Raw genomic sequence first — 23,347 nt, forward strand, 5'->3', positions numbered from 1 at the left:
GGTATCCTAGAGCTTCTCCTCAATATAGCTTATTAATTTTTGAAAATTTTCAAAATTATTCATATCCAAATCTTCATCTTCAAATTCAATGTTAAACTCGGATTCTATAGCAACGACTACTTTTACAAAATTGATTGAGTTTAAAACAGTAACATTAAGATTTTCTTCCAATCCCAGCGCGGAAGCCGCCTCTTTGTTCTCTGTTATTTCACCTATGATACACCTTAGTTTCAACTCGATATCACTCATACATTACCTCCTTATTCTGTGCTTCCATGATCGAGTCCATATACTTGTATAAACTTTCATAATACTTGTATTCTAACACCGTTATTTTTTCAAGACTTTGATTGATTTTATCGAAAGAGCTCTTCTTGTATTGCATTGTTATTTTGTACTTCTCCAGCAGCAATCTTATCTGAAGCCACTCGGCGATAAGAACTTCAAGCTGAGAGGTTAACTGTGTTGCTCCTTCAAAGAATCTGTCGAATTTATAGATTTCCGATTTCTTTGAATTGATAATATTGTTGATGCCGAAAGGAATCCTATCGAAATTAGTGCTTTTTACCGACAATTCCTCTTTTGACACTTCTGCAAAGGCTGAATTGAAATTCTGTAATTTTAACAGACCCTTATATATCATCTCTCTGGACGATACAAGATTAGCCATATACATCTCTCTGGCTAATGAAGCTGTTCCAACTTTTCTCTCTTCGCTTGCAAAGAATTCATAGTAGTTATGTTCACCACTTGCCCCAAAATACTTGTTAAATCCATTATAGCAATCTTCTAACACATTAAAATCAATTTCCTGTTTTCTATATGCGAGACTATTAATATCGTCATGCTCGATTACCTGGAATACTCTCTTATTCAGGTCATAACCGTATATTAGGAGAGTATGCGGCCAATGATTTTTATTATACAAATCTGGCCTAATCGTCTCGAAGAAGCAATCAACCGGAATAATTACGGGTCTTCCTTCGGATAAAGATTGAATCACTTTATAGCCAACATGATGGGTACAGTTTGAAGCCACCACCGATAAACCGGCCATCTGTTGTATTTCATTAAAATCCCGAACGGACGCAAACTCGACATCCAAGTCAGTGTTCCCTAGCTCGCCTGTTTTGTATGACACGACGTCATTGGCCAAGAATAAATCTATATTTCCCTTAAAGTGATTAACGACTGGGAAATAGGCATTATAAAAACACTCTTTATAGAAGATGCTTGTAAATGGCTCGATACTCGCTAACTCGACTACTGGTTCAGAGTTGCTATTGGTCTCTGACTGCGTTTCAAGTGCTGGTTGTGACGCTGAGCGGTGATCTTCTATCTCTTGGAGGATGTTTAGATGCTCACTCAACTCCTCAATTGTTCTGTACTTGAAGCAGTCCATTATGGTTGTTTCCAAGTTGTACTCCTTTAATTGAAGCAATACTTGGACAAGTTTAATTGAATTTCCTCCCATTGCGAAGAAATTATCCTTTATTCCTATTTTCTTGACATCCAGGACATTGCTCCATATTTGGGCGAGGATCTTCTCATTGTCCGTCACAGGTTCGACGTACTCACTTTCCAACGCGGGCCTTCCCGTTATTTCATACGCCGTTAGTGCTTTGCGGTCTACTTTGCCATTTGGGGTTAAAGGAAGTTTGGTTAAGCTTATGAATTGAGAAGGAAGCATATAGTCTGGAAGTTTCTCAGCCAATCTCCCCCGCAACGTTTCAACTGTCAGCTTCTCCTTTGCTTCATAGTAGCAGACCAACCTGTTCACTTCTTCGTCTTTTATTACCACGACGGCACATTGCTGTATCTCTTGACTTTCGGCCAGAACATTTTCAATTTCACCTAATTCGATTCTGTAACCTCTGACCTTCACTTGATTATCCTTGCGTCCTAGATAATGAATGGCCCCGCTACCTGTGTATTTCCCGAGATCGCCGGTTCTGTACAAATTACCGTATTGGGGGTGAAGGGAGAAGTTTTCTCTTGTCTTCTCTTCGTTATTCAAGTATCCACGTGTGACGTTATCCCCATGAATACAAATTTCCCCAGGGATTCCAACACCACATAGTTTCCCTGCATCATCTAGAATATACACTTTATTATTTCGTATTGGTTTACCAATTGGCAAAACGGAGTTATCCACCAGGTCTTGCTCGCCAACAAGGTGACTGGTCACCCAAATTGTGGCTTCTGTAGGGCCATATACATTAGTAATTTGAACATCTTCGAAGACTGTTCTTATCCTGCGAGCTAGATCTTTGCTCCACGCTTCCCCACCCAGCATGATATGCCTCAAGGTTCCAATCTCGAAGGCTTCCATATGCTCGCCATCGAATTCAGTCAAGTACTGGATCATTAATGATGGTACCGAGTGCCATACGGTAATCAGGTTATTCCGGCAGTAATCCCTGAATGCAGGTGGATCATATAGTAGCTCCCTGCTCATAATATGCATCTCAGCTCCAGACAGCAGGGATCCGAATATTTCCAGCACCGAAATATCAAAACTGATTGCAGTTATTAGCATCATTTTGTCTGTCTCATTAAGGGAGAAGTGCTGAATAGCCCAGTTGAGGAAGTTATTTACGTTTCCATGACTGACCATTACGCCCTTGGGTTTGCCGGTTGAACCGGAGGTATAAATAATATAAGCAAGGTTTGCTGGACTGATCCTAACCGAAAGTTCGTTTGCACTCTTTTCGGCAATTGCCGGAGAATCGATACGTATTTCTTTGTATGATCCGGCGTTGCCGCTTTCAGTCTCTTCACTAACCAGCAAGACATCTGCTCTGGCATGGCCAAGAATATACTCTATTCGGTCTCTTGGAGCATCAACATCGATCGGAAGGTAGGTCCCACCGCTCTTTAGTACACCTAGAATGGCGATAACCATCTCAAGACTTCGCTCCACCATGATCCCTATAACCTTATCCGGACCGACTCCATTCTCCGCCAAGTAATGTGCCAGCTTATTGGCACGTTCATTTAACTGGAAGTATGTCAGCCTCTTGTCTGCAAAGACAAGCGCCGTGCTATTCGCACGCTTATCAACCTGTTCCATAAATCGATCAATGATGGTTTGTTCTTCGTTATAAACCGCTCCTGTATTGTTAATGACATCCTCTATCCAAGCTGTTTCCTCTTCAGTGGTAAACGTGGAGTTCGCCGGAATCTGACCAATGTTCAACGAAAACTCATTTAAACCACGCATGAAATGCCCGCCTAATCGTTGGACCGTTATGTCTTCGAACAGCTCCATGCAGTAACTTATTTGTAGCAGCAGCTTATTTCCCGCATTTTCGCAAACAAGAACGATTTCCGGATTTCCAGGACAAGGCTCACCGCTTAAGATCAGCTTGTTCTCCACATCATTCCTCTGATCCTCAGCATATACAAAAACAACATCGAATAAGGACCGTTTGCTATGCCCCTGTGCAACAATTCCCTCTAATCTCTCGAAAGAAACATCTCCGTTGAAGCGGGCTCTGCCAAGATGTAGCTTCACTTCCCGCAAAGTATCGGAAAAGCTGCTATGACTGTCCAAATTCATTCTGAGTGGTAGAATATTGGCAGAAATCTCATTTAAAAGAGTTCCTACGATGAGTTCCTCCTCTTTGCCGTATTGGGAAAGGACTACCACATATACAGCCAGCAAAAATTGCGATAATGGAATGTTCTCCTGCATACACATCGTCTTCACTTGAAGCAGAAGCCTCTCACCAACTTCCAAGCGCACGGTATTCCAGTTATACTCACGGCTAGTCGGATAATGATGATCGTAGGGCAAATGAAGGGCAGGCCATTCGCCGGCTAATAAGTTCATCCAGTACTTCTCTTGGCTCCGATGCTTAAAGCTTTCATCTGGAACTGCCTTCTCAAGTAAAAGGAATACATCCGCCAGCGAGATTGCAGCCTTTTCCTTGACATTCTTCTCTGACTCTTTAGCCATTATTACATCTGTTACAATCTTAACGATACCTTCAAATAATTCACTGAACTTTTGAACCGTTTCCTTACGGAACAAATCCGTATTGTATTCAAACCGACAATAAATACCGTCTACCTCATCTTTACAGTACAAGCTTAAATCAAATTGCGACGTGCCTTCATTGATAGGAGGAATGTTATCATAATATTGGAAGAATACAGAGAATATCGGATTCCTATTCGTCTCCCTCTCAGGGTTTAAGAACCCGATCAAATCAGCGAAAGGCATTCTTCCATTGCGTAAAGCCCCATGGTTTTTACTCTTCACTTCCTCCAACAGGTCAGCTAAGCCATTCAAGCCATCCCATTTTAACCTGATGCAGAGCGTATTCATAAATGCGCCGATTACTTTCTCATAGCTGGCATTATCCCTTCCTGCTACAGGGATGCCCACTATGATATCTTCATCTCCCGTTATCCTGTTCAGGAAGAGGAAGAACAATGATTGCATCAAAATATGGCCTGAATAATTTAAAGATGCGGAAAGCTGTTTTATTTTCTGCTTGAGCTCGTGATTCAGGAATAATGTATGCGTATCACCTTTATACGAAAAATGATCCGGCCTCTTATAGTCCAAGGGCAAATCGATAATAGGTAGCGTCCCTCCGAGTTCATTCTCCCAGTACTTTTTCTGATCGTGATAGTTTGCACTCCCCTTCCACTCTTCCATGGAAGCAATCCAGTCAATGTAGCGTGGAGCTCTTTCCGAAGTATCGACTGCCTTTCCTGCCGTTATATCCTGGTAAGTACTCATAAGCTCATTAATGAGCAAGGAGGAACTCCATCCATCACAGATTAGATGATGAATATTAAGATATAGATAATGCAATTGTTCCTTGAACCTGTATATTTTGGTAATTATCAGCGGCTGGGAGAAATCAAAGGGCTTATTATTCTCGGCATAGATCTCCTTCTCTGCTGCTTCGACATCGTAGTCACGATCAGTACAATCAACGACCTCAACAGATAAGCGGTAATCATCCAGAATAATTTGCTGGACTCCCTTATCCTTCTCCACAAATACCGTTCTAAACACGCTATGTCTTTGAATAATCGTATTGATGGTCTTCTCAATAAAGATCGGCTCAATAGGAAAATCTAGCTTTATGGTCATAGGCAAATTATAGATCGTAATATCTGGCAATAGCTTCTGAATGAACCAGATTCTAAGCTGGAACTCAGATAAGTTATACTCGCTGACGATTTGGTCATTTTCCTCCTCCCTCTCGCCATCTTGAGGCGTAACAGCGAAAGAATCCAAATATCCTGAAAGTTCTGAAATGGTTGGGTAATCAAAGATGTGAACAATATCTAGTTTAGCGTTCAATGCTTTGTTGATCTCATTGGTGATCTGAATGCTATGAATGGAGTCTCCTCCCAAGTGATGGAAATCTGCCGTAACATCCAGCTCCGTAAAACCAAGGACACTTCCCCAAATCTCTCCAACAAGCTGCTCTGTTGAGGTGAAAACATTTTTCCCTGTCAGACTGAGGGCAGTTACCTCTTCATCCGCTATCAGTTCCACAGCTTGTTTTCTGTTAAATCGATTGGCCAGTTCCTTGTCCAAAGAATAGCCAAATTCAGTGAGCTGATTATGGTATTCATACGAATAATCCAGCTCGCAAACGATAGCATTCTGGATGTTGGAGTTCAGCACCTTTGCAATTGCTTTTACGCCGTTTTCAGCGGAGATCGCTTTTAAAAATCCGAAGTTTAATCCTTCATTCGTTTTGCCGTTAGCATGGAAAGCCATACCCGTATCTTCCCAGGCAGGCCATAATATATTTTTTACATTCCGGCCCTCAAGACCTGCCTGATCGGCATAGGAATTCAGGAATGCGTTGGCAGCTACATAATCCATCTGCCCCGGCGGAAGAAGAATAGTGGTCAACGAAGAAAACAATAAAATAAAATCCAGCTGCCATCCTCGTGTTATCCGGTCAATGTTATATGTACCCAGCACCTTCGGAGCGATGGTCTCCAAAAAGTCATCTATACTTTTATTAGAGAGTAATTTATCTCCCGGCACACCTGCACAATGGAATATGCCATCCAATGTACCATACTTTTCTTTTATGGAAAAAAGGCAGCTTTCCATTTGCTCGAAATCGGAAACATCAACACTGTAATATTCGACACGATTCCCCTCAGACCGAAGCTGATTTATAAATTCGATATACTTTTTGGTTTTTATCGTCAATTCCGACTCATCAAGTATGGTTCGTCCGATAATGATGAGCGTAGCATCGCTTCCCTTGGCCAGATGCCTTAAAATTTCTTTGCCAATTCCCCCCATACCTCCGGTTACCAAATATATGCCATCATGTTTAAGGGATACCGCTTGGTCATTTCCATTCGGATTATCGAATGAATGGGTGACCTCAGGCACGAAAATATCGTTTTCTCGCATAGCTACCCGGAGGTTATTCCCGCCGAAAATTTGATGAATAATTTGTTCAACTTGGACTGATTGATCAATATCTATAGAGCGGCACGAGATGCTGTTATGCTCTGCTGCTATTACCCCTGCTACAGCCTGATATGCACCATTCAAGGGATAGACCCGATTCTCTTCACCAGTAACGCAGGAGGCGTTGTTTGTAAGAAGAACGATTTCCGTCTGCCACTCGATTCTGGCGTGAATCAGACACTGTACGAGGCGGCAAAGGCTGATTAATCCCTGATCCAGATCATCCTTAAAAGATTGGGTATCATCGCTAAATCCTGCACCCCTATCAAGCTTTAAGGAGGACATATGCACAATTTTTGTAATCCTCCCGTCTTTGATATGTTCGATGAGCCGGTTATAATCCGCTAAGGAATCGTTGACTATGAACAGTGGATCCTCGCTTCCCAAGGGAGACTCATCACCTATAATCGCCTCTGTTACTACGACACCGGTATCTTTGCATGCTTTCACCAGACTGACGGAATAAGAGTCATGCCCTCTTATGAACAAAATTCTATCTGTAGATGGTTCCCGTTCAGCAGCGGCTGACAATTCAGCAGGTATCCAGCGGGTACGATAAAAGAATTTCTTGAAAAACCCTGCATCCTGAACACCCATGTTTTCGGATCGCAGCTTCTTAATCGCATAACGATGCAGGAAAGCAAATACTTCCCCTGTATCATTCAAAAGAGCAACATCTACATAAATAATTTCATCGGAGCTTCCATCTCGGTCTACTTTTGTAACATAGCTTGATATAGAAGAACTCATTTCACCATAAATATGGAACTCTTTAATTGAAAAAGGCACATAGATATCATTACCGAGAATTCCCACAACATAGTTCATTGCAATGTCCATTAGCGATGGGTGCAGGTTATACGATTGCACTTCACCTTCGAATTCGGGCAGTATTGTGATGTCAGCCAGCAATTCTTCCTTGCCCTCATATACCGTTCCATTAACATGCCAACGGGGTCCGAGAACCAAATCTCCATCCGTCTTCGTATGTTCAAGACTGTAAGAGGAAAGCGCTCCCTTCCTACTGGAATGAAGCGGTAGCTCCCGGAATCTCTCGTTTGATTCGAATTCGGCAGCACTTTTCATGCTTTTCACAAGCATCCCCTTCATATGAAGCGTAAAATCAGGGCTATCGGAGTCCTCCTTGCTAATTATTTGTAGTTCCAGGTTCTCCCTTGATTTTGTAACAATGATATAAAGATCCAAGGTTTCATGTTCGTCCAGTGTTACCGTTTGCAGGAATAACAAGTCTCTGAAGTGAAAATTACTCTTGCCCAACTGGGAGACGCCGACAAATGTCGCCATATCAATCAATGTAGTCCCCGGCAATACATAACGATCATAAATCTTGTGCTCTGCAAGCGGCCAGTGAGTAGGGATGCTTAATCTCGTTTTATATATGGCCTGATCATGAGTATTAATTAACAACTCATCTACCAATGGATACAGGCGATCCCGTATTTCCTTCTGCTTTTTGTAGCCTCTCGTATCAATCCAGACTCTCTTCTTCTCAAAAGCATACCCCGGAAGGTGCACCTTCTGTGTCTTTTCGGGATAAAGTTTTCTCCATGGTATGGCATCCCCTTGGATATATCGTTTACTAATCGTCTCGTAGTGCACCGTGTAATCTGCTGCCCCATTCTTAAGCATATCTGCCAGCTGCTCGTTACGCTCAGAGAGCATAGCGTCTTTTTTATGCTCCTTTGGCTTTTCAGGACATATACCGTAGAAAATGTTAAGTTCTTCGATCGTTACCGGATTGTCAGCAATCTTAGCCAACTTCTCGCGGAGTTCGGCAATGCTTGACACGATCATAATCGTTCTGCAAGCAAAATGAGGACGGCACACGTTAGCCGTATAACAGATTTGTTCGAGCGATTGGTTAGAATCGCCTTCCAGAAAATTGATATAAGATCTGGCTAACGCTTTCAATGATTTCTCGGTTTTTGCCGTCAAGGTAAACAATTCCATACCTTCGGTGTTGGCTTCTGTTTCGTAAGAGTGTCTGAACTCCTCTACAACAAGATGGGCATTGGTTCCACTGAACCCGAAGGAACTTACCCCCGCCCTGAGTGGATATGCCGCTTCCCATTTTTTCAGTTGATTATTGATATAGATCGGAGAGCCATCCCATTTCACCTGTGGATTAGGGGTTTCGAAATGAATGGATGCCGGTATTTGCCTGCGCTGAAGCGCCGTGACGACCTTGATTAGGGACGCGATTCCGGAAGCCCCTTTCGTATGTCCAATATTGCTCTTCACCGAACCTACTCCACAAAAGCCCGTTTTATCCGTGTACTTGCGGAAGGCAGCAATAATGCCTTCCAGTTCAATTGAGTCACCGATGACCGTACCCGTGCCGTGTGCTTCGATATAAGAGATGGTTTCGGGGTTAATCCCAGCATCCTCCCAAGCCTTCTGATAGAGCATAACCTGTGCGTCAGGGTTTGGGGCAGTTAATCCAGATGAGGCACCGTCGCTATTGATGGCACCTGAACGGATAACGCCATAAATCGTATCCTTATTACGAATTGCATCATCAAGCCTCTTGAGGACGACAAAACAGACCCCTTCACTAAATATAGTCCCGCCCGCTGCTTGGTCAAACGCCCTTACCTCATTGCTCATCGACTCGATCTCAAGAATCGAATTCTCTTTGAGGGGAGTAATCATGATATTGCATCCTCCTGCAAGGGCGACGGAGCAATCATCATTATTCAAAGCCTTGCATGCCTCAACGACAGCTACCAGTCCTGACGAACAAGAAGTATCGATGACGAGGGCAGGGCCATGGAGGCCGAGGGCATAAGAGATTCTCCCTGCGATAAGACTCGTTAATGAGCCGGTTATGCTCAAAATGTCCGTTAGCCCCACAGCCTCTACCATTTGGGAGTATTGAAGGATGTCTGTGCTATCCAGTCCAACATAAACGCCGACTGATTTATTCGTACTTTCTGCCTCGAGGACATTCCCATCCTCCAGAGCTCTATAAGCTGATTCCAGAACCAAACGCTGGCTTGGCTCCATAAGAACGGATTCTCTGGGCGAGATACGGAAAAATTCTCCGTCAAACTTATCTATCTCTTGTAAAAAGCCTCCCCTGGAATAAAGGTCTTCCGGTTTCTTCAGCATATCATCGGATACAAAAGGTTCGATATCCTTGCGCCTGCTATCAGGAAAATGAGCTATACTATCCTTACCTTCTGTAAGGTTTTTCCAATACTCCACAACATTTTCTGCATCAGGTAGCCTGCAGTCCATTCCTACAATAGCGATAGCTTGTTCTGGATTCTGCTTTTTTTGCCCGGAAAGCTTCTCCATTATCGTTCGAGCTGTTTTTTCTTCAATTTTATTATCTTTGAATTGGGACAAGATGTATGTGATTAAATCTTTAGTTTCATTCATCGTCTGTCTCTCCCTTGAGCAAATAGTTGACTGCCTCTTCAATAGAAATATCATCGTTTTTAACTTTCTTCATAAAGTCGGTAATCCCGTTCTCATTCGGTTCACTGATTTTGTCCTTTTTCGCCAGTGAAATCGTAAGCTCGTTGAAGATATAGTCAGCCATTGCATGTAAGGTCGGGTATATATAAAACTTGCTGATCGAGAAGATCCCTGGAAAAACACGATCTATTTCATTGAGCAGCTGAAGAATCAAAACTGAATCGATACCTAAATCGTCCAGTGTCGCATTGGGATCGATCTCATCAACTTCCGCTATAAGAGTGAACAAACCTTCTAACTTTTGCACAACAAATTCATAGCTGATATCTTCCGCAGATCGTGGTTTGCCCTGTCCCGACTCTCGGGCAGAAGGTTTCGTTGTACAGGTTATAAGCTTGTTGACATCATTCATAGAGACAACAACCCGCGGGTTATCAAGGCTCCTTAGGATGTAATCCAGACATTCCGCAGCCTGCTGTTGAGTGAGACCTTGACCTGACCCCATAGAATCTGCTGTCATTCCTACATTGTGCCACGCATCCCAGTTAATAGAGACAACACGTGTTCCGCGCTGGGTGTTATATAGAGCATAGTTGTCAAGAAAATGATTTGCTCCGCAATAATCGACCTGACCGTTACCGCCTTTTAACGCGATCATGGAGGAAAACAAAATAATAAAATCCGGATGATATGGTTTGACAATGGAATCCAGTAGAAGGGTCCCTTCCAGCTTTGGCCCCATGACCGCTTGTAGTTCCTCCATTGTCTTATTCAGAATTAGACCTTTACCCGGCAATCCCGCAAGATGAAAAACTCCCCTTATCTCTCCCATTGTGGAACGTATATCTCGAAACACCTGTTCCAGAGCTTCGGCATCTGTAACATCTGCTTGGAATAGCTTCAATTCTGCAGCCCTTGTCCGCAACTCATCTATTCGTTGTCCCCCTGCGGGGTTTCGAGATATGACAGCTATTTTGGGATTAATGCGATTGATTAAATACTCAATCACTTCCAGTCCCAGCCCTCCGGTTCCACCGGTAATCACATAGACCCCATCCGGTTCTATAGCTAGAGGTTCTTTAGCTACTTCGGTGAAGTCATCGATCTTTTCATAAGACCTCCTCCAAAAATACCCCCTCCGATAGACAAGCAATTCCCCTCCTCGCGCTTGAAGGACCTTATTGATGATTTTCCGGAAGAACTCTGCCGAACCATCGTACTCGTTAGAATCCACATCAACAGCAAGACAACTAATCTTTGGGAATTCCTGAGGGACAACGGTACACGCACCTTGGAAAACGGAAGCAAAAAAGTTATCCGCTTTCTCACCTAGTACAGAGTAAACATTATTAGATAAAATAAGAATTTTGACCTCTTGATTAAAAACCGCTTCGAATGCGCAGGTCATACGCAACAAGGCATAGAAGTCAGCCTTCAGCCGTGTAAACAGTGATGCGTTCATACCCGACGGCTCCGATACAAGAGAATACACGATATAATCCGGACTTACGCCCGTATTCTTTAGGCGAGTAAAGGTGTTCTGCCAGTCTTGCTCCTCTTCAGCGTTATCCATGGAAATGACCGTATGTCCCGCCTTGCGGACCTCCTGCTTAATTGCTTCGGTCCAGCGTTCCTCATTCATTAGAAACAGCCAGCACTTGTCGGGCGTAGTCGGTGTTGCTGCTTTCTCCCTCACCTGCTGCCAGGATGGAGCGTACAGGAAATCTTCAGTTGATGGAGCTTCTGGCCTCCCTTGGAAGACTTCGTCATGCAAGTCCAACCAGCATTTTGCTTTCTCAAAAGGATAGGCCGGGAGAGAAACGAAGCGGGCAGGGTGACTTTGGGAATAGGCATCAAACCCAGAGGCGAGCCGGTTAACCCAGAGTTTACCTATCAGGGGCAATAGAGAGATTCGATGATCGATCAGTTCTATTGCGTCAATGATCTTAATCTCATCGCCATTAACATCTTTCAGCTTTTCCTTCTTCATACCGATTCGGATAAGCAAAGTCTCTTCGGAAGATGTGCCAGTATGGCAATAGTTTTTTGCAAAATCCTCCTCTGAGGTCCCATCAGCATCTTCCTGCAGCCAATAATCTATATTTAACAAACTTGTGGAGCTGTTCCTACTACCCCCGTCACGCCCCAGTATGAGCCGCCCATGAGTGGAAGAGAGCTTACAGGACGCAAGGGCCGACGAGTCTATGACTTTCCCCCGAACAAGCAGAAGCAACAGCCCATCCTTCCAGCTCATAATACCTGCCGAACAAGCAGCGGCTAATTCACCGCTGTTTATTCCCGCAATAAATTCCGGTTTAACGGAAAAGTCCTCCAACAACCTAGCTACGGCAGCTTGAAGAATAAAGGAGGCTACGGCATCTGCTACCTCAATGGACATATTCCTATGATCCGGTTGGCTCACATCAAACCCTGTCATCCGTCTAGCCTCATTGAGCAGAGGCTCCATCAGTTTCTTCAGATATGCATCTGATCCAAGCAGATCTTTCAGGTGCTCGCAGGCACCATCCATCATCCCGGCAAATAAAACTCCTCCGGTTGCATACTGAAATTCTCCGTCTCCATCGACGTGAAGCTCTGTCTGTACGTCATCTGCGGATAGTTTTATTGTCATTGCCCGATCTACAACCATGAACTTTCTGTATGGAAAGAAGACTCTCCCTCGTTGCAACGAATTTTCAATATCTCTAATATTGTTCTCCCCGCGACTACTGACGAGACCATACATGTTCTGTTCAACGCGTTCTAAGGCTGCCTTCGATTTGCCTGAGTAAGGTAGCAGGTACAATTTGGGGGGCGAATCCTCCCCCTTGGATGTCTCTGCTTCTTCCAAAATGACATGGGCATTAGTACCCCCTACCCCGAAAGAGCTGACCCCAGCCCGCATCACCTTGTTTTGCTTTGAAAGGTCAGTCAACTTGTCCACGATGTAGAATGGACTATGTTGTAGCTCCAGCAATGGATTAGCTTCTTTAAAGTGAAGGGTTGGAGGTATTACTTTGTTCTTAACAGCGAGTACTGTTTTAATAAGTCCAGCAATCCCCGATGCTTTGTTCAAGTGCCCCAAATTCGTCTTAACCGAACCCAGACCGCATCTTTCACCTTTCCCGGGATACCCCGAGAAAACATCTTTCAGAGCACTCACTTCAATTGAATCTCCTAATCTTGTCGCGGTTCCATGGCATTCAATATAAGACAGATCGTGTGGAGTGATACCCGCCATAAGAATCGCCTCTTCGATAACGTCTCGCTGTCCGCTGAAGCCAGGAGCCGCCAATCCTACTTTATCTGCACCGTCATTGTTAACGGCTGTCCCGATAATTGAAGCATAGATTTGATTGCCGTCATCCCTGGCGTCCTCCAGGCGCTTTAAGACCACGATACCCAATCCATTGCCGAAGATCGTCCCTTCCGCATCTTTATCAAAAGTACGGCAATGGCCATCCGGAGATTTGATTCCTCCCGGCTGATATAAGTAGCCCTTTTTCTCAAGATCATTGATCGTTACTCCTCCGGCAAGGGCAATATCACACTCCCCGTTCAGTAGGCTTTGAACAGCCATATGAACAGCTACCAGTGAGGATGAACACGCCGTCTGAATATTCATACTGGGGCCGCGCAAATCCATTTTGTACGAGACCCTTGTTGCTAAATAATCCTTCTCATTGCCTAATTCTACATTAAGGTCTCCCACCAACTCTGCAACTTCAGGATTGGTAAGGACATGAAACAGATAGGAATTCATGTGGCTTCCCGCGAACACACCGATCCTGTCGGCAGCACCGGGTTTAATGCAAGCATCCTCCAGCGCATGCCAGGAGCATTCAAGAAACAGCCTGTGCTGGGGGTCGATAACACTGGCCTCTTTTAATGTGTAGTTAAAAAATTCGTTATCAAAACATTCAATTCCATCGATGAAAGATCCGGCTGCAACATAAGCCGGATCTTTCATCAAACCAGTTTCTACGTTCCCTTGTTTCAGCTCCTGCTGGGTGAGGAACGAAATAGATTCTTTGCCGTTTATAAGATTATTCCAGTACTCCTCGACATTGTCAGCGCCCGGAAATCGGCAAGCCATACCGATGATTGCTATTTTTGAAGAAACGTTTGTCTCGGCCACTTCAATCCTCCTATATTCGATTTCTCGTTAAATTTTTTCTGAATTCTGCTCTGGCTTTAGCGCTATCCCGGTTTTTATTGGCAATATCTTTCTGTTCGGTCATATCGCTGTCAAAGTCCAGGTTTTCCGTCAGGGATTCAATTGTCGGGAATCTAAACAGTTCGATTACGGGAAAATCCATATTGAATTGCTTCTTGATCTCTCGATGAATTTCGAGCAGCATCAAAGAATCTCCACCCACTTCGAAGAAATTGTTGGTAATGCCAACCTTCTCTAAGTTCAATTTGTTCTTCCAGATTGCCAGGAGCTTCTTCTGTGCAGCTGTAGAAGGGTTCATATAGCTGATTTCGTTTTCCAAGATAAGTGACGGCTTAGGCAACGCTCCTCTATTAATTTTACCGTTAGAGGTTAATGGGAATACATCCATAAAGAAGAACATTCCAGGTACCATATAATGGGGAAGCATGGATGCCAAATATGCTTTCAGCTCCGATATGGAGGGAGCTGCCTCCTGCCGCAGAATGACATAGGCCACCAGTTTCTTCTCTTCGTTTCTTTCTCCATGAGGCATCACGATCGCATCCTGGACATCATCGTGGTTTAATAGATTAAGCTCAATTTCGCCTAACTCAATCCTAAAACCCTGGATTTTCACCTGAAAATCCAGGCGGCCCATAATCTCAATATTGCCATCCGGCAAATATTGCCCGATATCGCCAGTCTTATATAACCGCTCCCCTGTCACCGGGTGTACAACAAAGTGTGCCTTGGTCTTCTCGGAGTCTTTCCAATAGCCCTTTGCGAGACCATCTCCTCCGATACAGATTTCTCCCGGGTTCAGAATATTACCCCTGCTAAGATTACTGTCCAATATATATACAGTCTGATTGGGCAAAGCCGTGCCGTACGGAATGCTCCTCCACTGAGGATCAATCTCAGTGATCGGATAATAAATGGACCAGATGGAAGCTTCCGTCGCCCCACCAAGGCTAATGATCTCAATCTCCTTGTTAATGGTACGTATTTCCCTAAGCATTGAAATAGGAATCCAGTCACCGCTTAATAACACAAGCCTTAGACCAAAATCAAGGGACTGCTGGTTTTCCTTCATATAAGTTACAAACATCTTCAGATACGCGGGCACGGAATTCCAGACCGTAATTTGCTCCTGTTTCATTACTTGATATAGTAAAGCAGGGTCTTTAAGCACAGTTTTATCCGGTATAACAAGAGTTCCTCCGGCTGCAAGGGTTCCGAATATATCGTAAACAGATAAATCAAAATCCAGAGACGAGAGGGCAATAACACGATCACGCTCTGTCACGCTATACAATGAATTAATGGCGAGAATCGTATTTCGTGCACCACTATGAGAGATCATAACCCCCTTCGGGTTTCCGGTTGAACCGGAAGTAAAGATCACATAAGCGAGCTCGTCCCCAGTCAGCATGATATCTGGCAATCGCTCGCTTCCTGGGTCACCGGTAAGCAATTCCTTGTTTATGACCATGTTGTCCCTTTCACCAGCAAACTCTTTTTGGCTCAGGACAATTCTAACCTCACCGGATTCCAGAATATAATCGATCCTGTCCCGGGGCAGCTCTGCGTCTATAGGCAGGTAGGCGCCTCCCGCTTTTAAGATTCCCAATACACTGACTACCTGTTCCCACCCTTTGGTCATTAAAACAGCGACAAGTGAATTTGGGACAACTCCCTTCCGTCTTAACTCCGTTGCCAGAACCTCGGACATGCTGTCCAGCTCCTTGTAAGTGAACTCCTTATCTCCGGCAGTAAGAGCGATGGCGTCACCGTTTTTCTGCACCTGTTCTAAGTATGGAGTATGGAGCAGCGATTCCTTGTACTTCGTTCTCTTCTTCCAGATTGAGCTGTCGGAATACATCGGATCCGTATGGCTCGCCGATTCATGAGCTTGTACTGCTGTGATGTTCCCCCCTAGGATGGAATGCAAATAAAGCTCGCCTTCGCCAGCCTGGAGAAGCCTCAGCAAGTATTCCTGGTCAAGTCCGCCGATCTGACAAAAACCGATCTGCTGCGCCGGTCCATTCGTTTCAAGGAAATGACACAGCGCGCCAGCTTCAAAATAGGCATATTCCATAGCACGGTCCCCATAAAGCGGCAAACTCTCCGTTAAATCAACCGTCAAATAGATCCCAAAAGCTGCCCCTTTGAAGGTAGGCGAATTTACTTCATTATCGTAGAGCTTCTGCACTTGAGCGTCAGAAACCGTCTCCGAGGTTAAGGTCCACTGTCCTCCGATCGATTCAAATCGGTACACCCCCGGTTTTACACCTTCAATACGGTTTTCCTTTACGATAAAATAGAGCTTTAGAGCATGCAGATTGCAGTACGAAATATAAGGGAAGCTCTTGTCCTTATCCTTCGCCAGACATGTCAAATCCTCCAAAAGGCTTCTGAAGTTTGCTAAAAGTATTTTATCCTCCACAAAGTTCCTGTAGCTCCTGCGCGAGGAAATGGCAGACAAGGATGATTCATCCGCAGCTTCATCTTGAATTGCCAGGTCGATCTTCTTCTCCTGTTCCATGACTGCCCTGCCGACCTGTTTCTGTTTAAATTGATAACGCCGAATTGGATCGATAATTAGAGGAAATTGATTGCGATTATAGTCGATCACATTCAGTCGTCTCATTAAATCATTCGGGAAGTTACCCATAGGAGTATGATGCAATTCTCTTTCTCGGTGGTCACCGTTAGGAAGGCTTATTCCTAACACATTAAGAATTAATTGATGACTGTTTAGACCCAGCTGCTGTTCTATGTCTTTGATGTCCATTCCATAAAGGAGACTTAATTGCCAGCTTCTCTTATCAACTTCTGTCTTCATTCCTTGCGTGACGATACCTGCCTCGATGTTCATAAAGCCGTAGCTTTCTTCCCCGTACAGTGCTTGAATTTTACCAAAGGAGCCGACAAGCATAAGAGAAACATTCATGTCCTCAGGCATATCAACCCAAGTCCTCTCATTCACTCTATAAATTACGCTATTTTCTTTATCCAGATAGTACATACCTTCTGGCAATGACTCGATACCGCCCTTATTGACGGCAAGGTAAATATCTACCGGATAGAGGCCGCCCGCGGAGGCATACCGAAATTTGTTAGTTACATAATCATTTTGTACGGGTGCGAAATAGTTCAACAATGAAGAAAACTCATGAAACGGGAGAGCTTGGCATTGCCCGATCCCCTCTCTCTTGCGGAAATCCTCACTAACTGGCAGCCGCTCCCCATAAAATTCAGAATCCCCGAGCAGCCGTCTTGTTAGAGATTCCATTACCCACTCACGCCGTTTCTCTTCGGTCTGCAGCGCCTCCGCATCCTTGAGCCGTCGCAACATCTCGCCAATACCCCATGACTCTTCCGGAAGCTTCGACACGGCATTCTGCCATGTCATACCGCCTAGAGGTTCTTTGCTTCCAAGAACTGCTGGCTCAAGCGCCAACTTGTCAAGCAATCCGCAGAATGCTTGGAACATGTCCTTAATCATTCCGGCAGGAAATATTCCCTCCCTAACATCCCACGCGATATGGAGTTCTCCCCCAGATTCCGAGACCTGATGGTCTAGAGTAACTTGAGGGGTCTGAGATATTTCAAAGGTTTCCAATTCCTCTGAATGTTCGTCTTGCCAAGCCGGTATCTCTTTCAAGTCTGCATGTCTGCTTTCAACGCTTCCCGGATTATGCGGTTCCAATTCCATATCCTCCATCGAAAGCAGACTTGTGAACACTACCGGATACCTGGCTGCAGCTTGTGATTTCCTCAAACGAGTAATATCTCTTATTACTCTTATACCGCTATAAGCACTATTATCAATATCCTTCCATAGCTGCTCCTGAATACTATCGATCCGATCCGCTAAGATCTTCGGTTCCGTGTTATCGATCTCAAGCAAGATGAGCGAAGTAAAATCACCGATAATTTCGTTTACCTGAGGATGAATATTTGGATCACGCTGAAAAAAGGTGAGATTTAAGGCATACCGTTTATTTCTACTCCAGGCTAGGAGTGCCTCATTATAAACCGCCAGCAAGAGCGAGTTTTGGGTAAATCCATTATCCCTGCAGAGCTGTTTAAGCTTGTCCCAGGATTCTTTTTTAAGAATATGATTGTATCGGGTAAAAATAGGGCCTTCTGACGCTGATATCCTGTGCAGGGTTGGCAATTCCGGTCCCGGTGGAAAATCGGGGATTCTTACTTCCCAATAGGCTTTCTTCTCTTGGAATGAGACGAGATTCCTTTGTTCCTCCAGAGCAAGCACGTAATCTCTGAAATTCAGGCTTAATGGTTGCAGTTCCTCTTCTGGATTTACGTATAGTCTGTATAACTCGCTGTACAGAATACGTGTACTAGGTCCATCAAGTACAAGGCCATCGAAACTGAAATGTATTCTAGTTAATCTATCGCTAATTTTTGTTGCCCTGATTTCGAACAGAGGCCATTTTTGGCTGTCAAACACATGGTGAGACATTTCGTTTCGGATCTCTCGTATTTTTGTAACAATCTCGCTCGTGCTTTTTCCCCGCAGATCCAGCACAGGTATCGCATATACGGGTTTTGAAGGACATATGATTTGTTCTCCGCTGTCAAGCACAACCATTCTCAATGTGCTGTGACGTTTGATCATAGTGTTGAATGCCAGGCTAAAACGCTCATAATCAAAATCGACAAGATCATTCTCTTGGTAACCGTGAGCAGCGATATTCCCCAGCTCCAAGACATCAGATCGGCCGATCCAATAGGCAAATTGTACGTCAGTAAGAGGAAATGGCTTGTCCAGATTATTAGGATCAGGCCTGAATTCACTTACTGACTGATAATCTCCGCTTTTTTGGCCCAGCAGGGCTGCCAGCTTGTCGATACTTGAATGATCCATAAGTTCTCGGAGAGTTACTTCCTTTTTCAAAGTTTTTCTGATTACGTTCAACAAACTCAATGCTTTTAAGGAATCTCCCCCCAGCTCGAAGAAGCTGTCCTTAACGCCGATCGCATTAATTCCGAAGAAATTCTGCCAAATACTAACCAGTTGTTTCTCCGTCTCTCCTTGAGGCGCTTGATATTCCGAGCCTAACCGATTCCGAATATCCTCGCTGTAATCCATAACGGCAGGGACAGTCAGGTCAAGCTCGTGCAGATCGATCCAACGGGCCATACGTTCTTTCAGTCCTCCCACATTGGAGACGATCATGCGGTTTGGATTGCCTGCCGTTAAAATCTTATAAATTGTTGATACCGTTTTGGATGGCGGCAACTTGTCCCAGTCCACCGAAATCCATCGCGTTGCAGCATCAGAAGGCTTGCTTAACACTTTATGATTCATGTAAGCATTGGCAGCTGTGTAGGCGCAAAAGCCAAGCCCCCCCAAAATAGTTGATATCGATGACATAACCAAGCAGAAATCCGGTTCCCTGTTTTCCAGCAATTTCTCCAGATTTATTAGCCCATATACTTTAGCCTGGAACTGCTCTTCAACATTGGACTCATCAGACTCTAATACTGTTCGGAATAATTTCTCATCAACAATTCCCGCACAATGGATGATTCCGTCGATCTTGCCAAACTTATTTTCCCCGAGCCTGAATACTTCCTCAAGCTGCTCATAATCCCCCACATCGCCTTGCAAATACATTGCCTCGGCTCCTGCTGCACTGAGTCTTTGCAACGCGTGTAAGATGGAATCTCCCTTTTCCCCTCCCTCAAGTCCAGGGACCGACAAACGGCGGCCCGTTAAAATTAATTTAGCCTTATAATCACGGCCGATCGCTTCGGCTAATTGCAATCCAATCTCTCCCATACCGCCAGTGATCAAATAAACTCCGTTCGTCTTAAGCAAAGGCATTTTCCCGGATAGTTCAATTACATCAAATTGTTCAATCCAGCGTTTCTCTCCCCGGAAAGCGACTATTTTGTCTGTCGGAGGATCCTGTATGGCCTGAAACAGCTGCCGTGCACCACGCTCTTGAACATGCTGATCTCCATACGGAGAGATGGAAAAGTCGATGTTCCTTGTTTTTAGAAAACTCATTTCTTGCGGGAAAACCTTTAAAGGTCCCATAATCGTGGAGTTCTCCGCGAATAGCGGTTCTTCCCCCGTTACGGAATATAAATGATTCGTGATGATCGTTAATTCTATATCGTGAATGATTCCTGCTTCTTTTATTGCCCGGGCTAGCAGGATAAGGCCGAAGAGAGCTGTAGTTTGGGCTGCCTTAAACCTCGCAAACGCTTTCGAATCGGATTCTGCCTTGGGATTGTCCATTGACCAGCAATATATAATTTTGTTAGGTCTCTTCCCCTTATACACCAAATCGGTAAACAAGCGCGTATAGTGTGCAAATCGTTTAGGGTTTATCCCGTAGGAGGATTCAACACTATTATCAAAGGAATTTTGGCATGCCACACGGGTGACTTTGCCGGATTCCCCCTCTATAAGCTTAAGAAAAGCGGAACATACGGGATGGGAAGAAGTAAAGACAAGTATGGATTCCCCTTTACTCTTTTCCTCTCTGTCAACAGGCGCAAGAAAGGCGGACTTCCATCCAATGGTATAAACTTCTTCGTTCTGGGCTCCGCCAGTTTTCAACTGTACTAGCTCCCTTAGAGCTCCGAGAGCCCCCTGCTCGGTCAGCTCATTCTTCAACAACTTCTCCTCAAACGGGAATGTCGGTAAAGAAATGCGGCGCCGGTCCCGGGAATCATAAATATGATTCCACTGCCACTCTATGCCACTATTCCATAATAACCCCACTCGCTTGATCAGGAAGGAATAGTCGCCATCCTCCTCACCTTCGCTCTTGACCGTATTTAGGATAATGCCCTTTTTATCTATGTAACGGCTCACGAGATTGGACAAATCCCGACCAGGGCCAATTTCCAACAATACAGGTTCATCCAGTCGAGCTAAGTGCTCCATGCTTTGATGGAATTGAACCGTTTTGCTCAGGTGATCGGCCCAATAAGCAGGGCAGGCGATCTCCAAGCCAGTCAGCCACTCTCCTTTGACATTGGAAAGTATGGGTATTTGCGGCTTCTTCCAGTTTATTGTGCCCATTGCCGCTTTGAATTGTTCAACAACAGGAAGAGCAAGATGAGAATGGACGGCCCGGGAATTGGCGATTCTGATGGAAAAAACTCGATCTTTTTTAAGCTGTTGCTCCAGCTCTGCCATCACATCAGCTCTTCCTGCAAGAATAGATGACTCACCATTATCTATGGCCAAAGATATATCGGGGTTCAGGTACTTTTCTGTCTTGTCTCTGGATAACGGTATGGATAACAGCACACTGTCATCGATCTGGGCAACCAACTCTCCTCTTACTCTTAGGATCTCCAGGCTTTCTCTAACCGTCATTACTCCGGCAATACATGCTGCGGTATATTCCCCCAGACTGTAGCCGATAACCCCCGAGGGTCTTAGTCCCCAATGCATTAACAGTCTGGCCAGCGCATATTCGAAGATGAATACAACATATTGTGAGCCGACAAATTCGTGAATCTTCTCTTCACCTATCTGCTCAGTGGAATTGTAAAAATGAGGCTCCTTTACCCCCATTTCTTGCTGCAAAATCTTATAACAACTGTCAACGGTCTCGGAAAAGAAGGGAACTCGCTCATATAATTGTCTACCCATATTTATGTATTGGGACCCTAGTCCAGCAAACATAAATACAATGTTATGCCTATGGGTTGTTACTTTTGAGAATTTAATTTTTCCTGGTAATGGATTTGCCAAAGTGGAAGCCACCATCTCGATGTTAGAAGCAAGGAACATACAGCGGTGCTCGAACCCCCTCCTTCCTACCTGCAACGTATGACCGAGGTCAGACAAGGAGATATCTTCATTCGATTCAATGAAGTCCCTCAGATTATTAATCGATTTCTCCAAGCCCTCTTGGCTACGAGAACTTAGCAATATTAATTCTTCCGTATTCTCTTTTCTTGTGCCTGCCGGCGAGATATATTCCTCCAACAGAACATGGGCATTGCTCCCCCCGATCCCGAAAGAGCTTACTCCAGCCCGCCGAGGACTCTCTTGTGCCTCCCAGGGAATGGTCTCGTTATTAATGTAGAATGGGCTGTCTTCCAATTTCAGCTGGGGGTTATAATCCTTAAAATTCACCATCTTCGGGATTTCTTTGTGCTTCAAGGCAAGCACGACCTTGGTCAACCCTGCAATCCCCGCAGCTACGTCGAGGTGTCCGAAGTTTGCCTTAACCGAGCCTAAGGCACAAAAATTTTTCTTCGAAGTATAATCTGTTAGTTGAAAAGCGCCTTTCAAAGCCCCAATCTCGATTTGATCTCCGAGATTGGTGGCTGTGCCATGAGTTTCTAGGAGCGAGATGGACTCGGGCTCCACCCCTGCAAGCTGATGAGCATATTTGATAACTTCCTTTTGACCGGTAATGCTGGGGGACGTGTAGCTGTCTTTTCTCCGCCCATCATTATTAATAGCACTTCCCTTAATTACTGCATATATAGTGTCATTATCTCTTATAGCATCATCCAGCAATTTCAATACGACAATACCTGCACCTTCTCCACCTACGAAGCCACCAGCGTCTTTATCGAAGGGGCGGACATGCCCGTCTGGCGAGAGGATCATTCCCTCCTGATACATATAGCCATATTCTTCGTGTGACTTAAGCGAGACACCCCCTGCTAAGGCCATATCACATTCTCCGTTTAACAGTGACTGACAGGCCAGATGAACCGCGACCAGACTGGTAGAACAAGCTGTATGAAGATGGAAAACCGGACCTTTAAGATTGAGCGCATAAGAGATCTTTGAACAAATATAATCTTTATCCATGAATTGAGATTCGGAAAAATCGTCCGTCTCTTTATCGCCTTCCGCAAGCGTATTAATCCCTTCCCAATAAAAGCTGGAAGCGGCTCCCGCGAATAGCCCGATTAACTTCTCATATTCCAATGGATTGTAGCCCGCATCCTCCAGAGCCTCCCAAACGGTCTCGTGGAGTATCCTCGTCTGCGGATTCATTACCTTGGCCTCATGCAGGGTATAACCAAAAAAGTCGTAATCGAATGAATCCCTGCTTTTCACTCTGCCTCCTTTGACGTTAACAAAGTCGGCAGCGTTCATTTTTTCTTCCGGTACCCCGGCTTCCCGCAGCTCTTCCTCGCTAAAAAAGTCGATCGATTCCACACCATTCCTAAGGTTGTCCCAAAATTCCCGGTAATTGCGAGCACCAGGAAAACGGACGGACATACCGATTATTGCGACTTCTAATCCATTGCGCATT

General features: G+C 44.6%; 4 protein-coding genes. All 4 read right to left on the bottom strand.

Annotation, left to right across the window (positions count from 1 at the left end):
• Window positions 1-6: 6 nt before the first annotated feature.
• The 4 genes from ACR8BL_RS07865 to ACR8BL_RS07880 are packed head-to-tail and all read right to left on the bottom strand — an operon-like array spanning window position 7 to window position 23,346.
• Entirely contained in the window at window positions 7-249 is a 243-nt protein-coding gene (locus ACR8BL_RS07865; protein WP_434752089.1) for an acyl carrier protein, read from the bottom strand.
• Window positions 242-9,928 (bottom strand): amino acid adenylation domain-containing protein, encoded by a 9,687-nt coding sequence (locus ACR8BL_RS07870; RefSeq protein ID WP_434752090.1) that lies wholly within the window; start codon window positions 9,926-9,928, stop codon window positions 242-244. Before ACR8BL_RS07870 ends, ACR8BL_RS07865 begins: the two co-directional genes overlap by 8 nt.
• On the bottom strand, window positions 9,867-14,051 hold the full coding sequence (locus tag ACR8BL_RS07875) for an SDR family NAD(P)-dependent oxidoreductase (protein ID WP_434752091.1): 4,185 nt from the start codon (window positions 14,049-14,051) through the stop codon (window positions 9,867-9,869). Before ACR8BL_RS07875 ends, ACR8BL_RS07870 begins: the two co-directional genes overlap by 62 nt.
• Before the next feature lie 10 nt (window positions 14,052-14,061).
• On the bottom strand, window positions 14,062-23,346 hold the full coding sequence (locus tag ACR8BL_RS07880) for an amino acid adenylation domain-containing protein (protein WP_434752092.1): 9,285 nt from the start codon (window positions 23,344-23,346) through the stop codon (window positions 14,062-14,064).
• Window position 23,347 lies beyond the last annotated feature (1 nt).

The organism is Paenibacillus amylolyticus (assembly GCF_051136285.1).
In the GTDB taxonomy this organism is placed as follows: domain Bacteria; phylum Bacillota; class Bacilli; order Paenibacillales; family Paenibacillaceae; genus Paenibacillus; species Paenibacillus amylolyticus_F.

Excerpts from the sequence above, each read along its gene's own strand:
- ACR8BL_RS07880 (WP_434752092.1), bottom strand. The coding sequence starts at position 23,346 with ATGCGCAATGGATTAGAAGTCGCAATAATCGGTATGTCCGTCCGTTTT.
- ACR8BL_RS07865 (WP_434752089.1), bottom strand. The coding sequence starts at position 249 with ATGAGTGATATCGAGTTGAAACTAAGGTGTATCATAGGTGAAATAACA.
- ACR8BL_RS07870 (WP_434752090.1), bottom strand. The coding sequence starts at position 9,928 with ATGATATTTCTATTGAAGAGGCAGTCAACTATTTGCTCAAGGGAGAGA.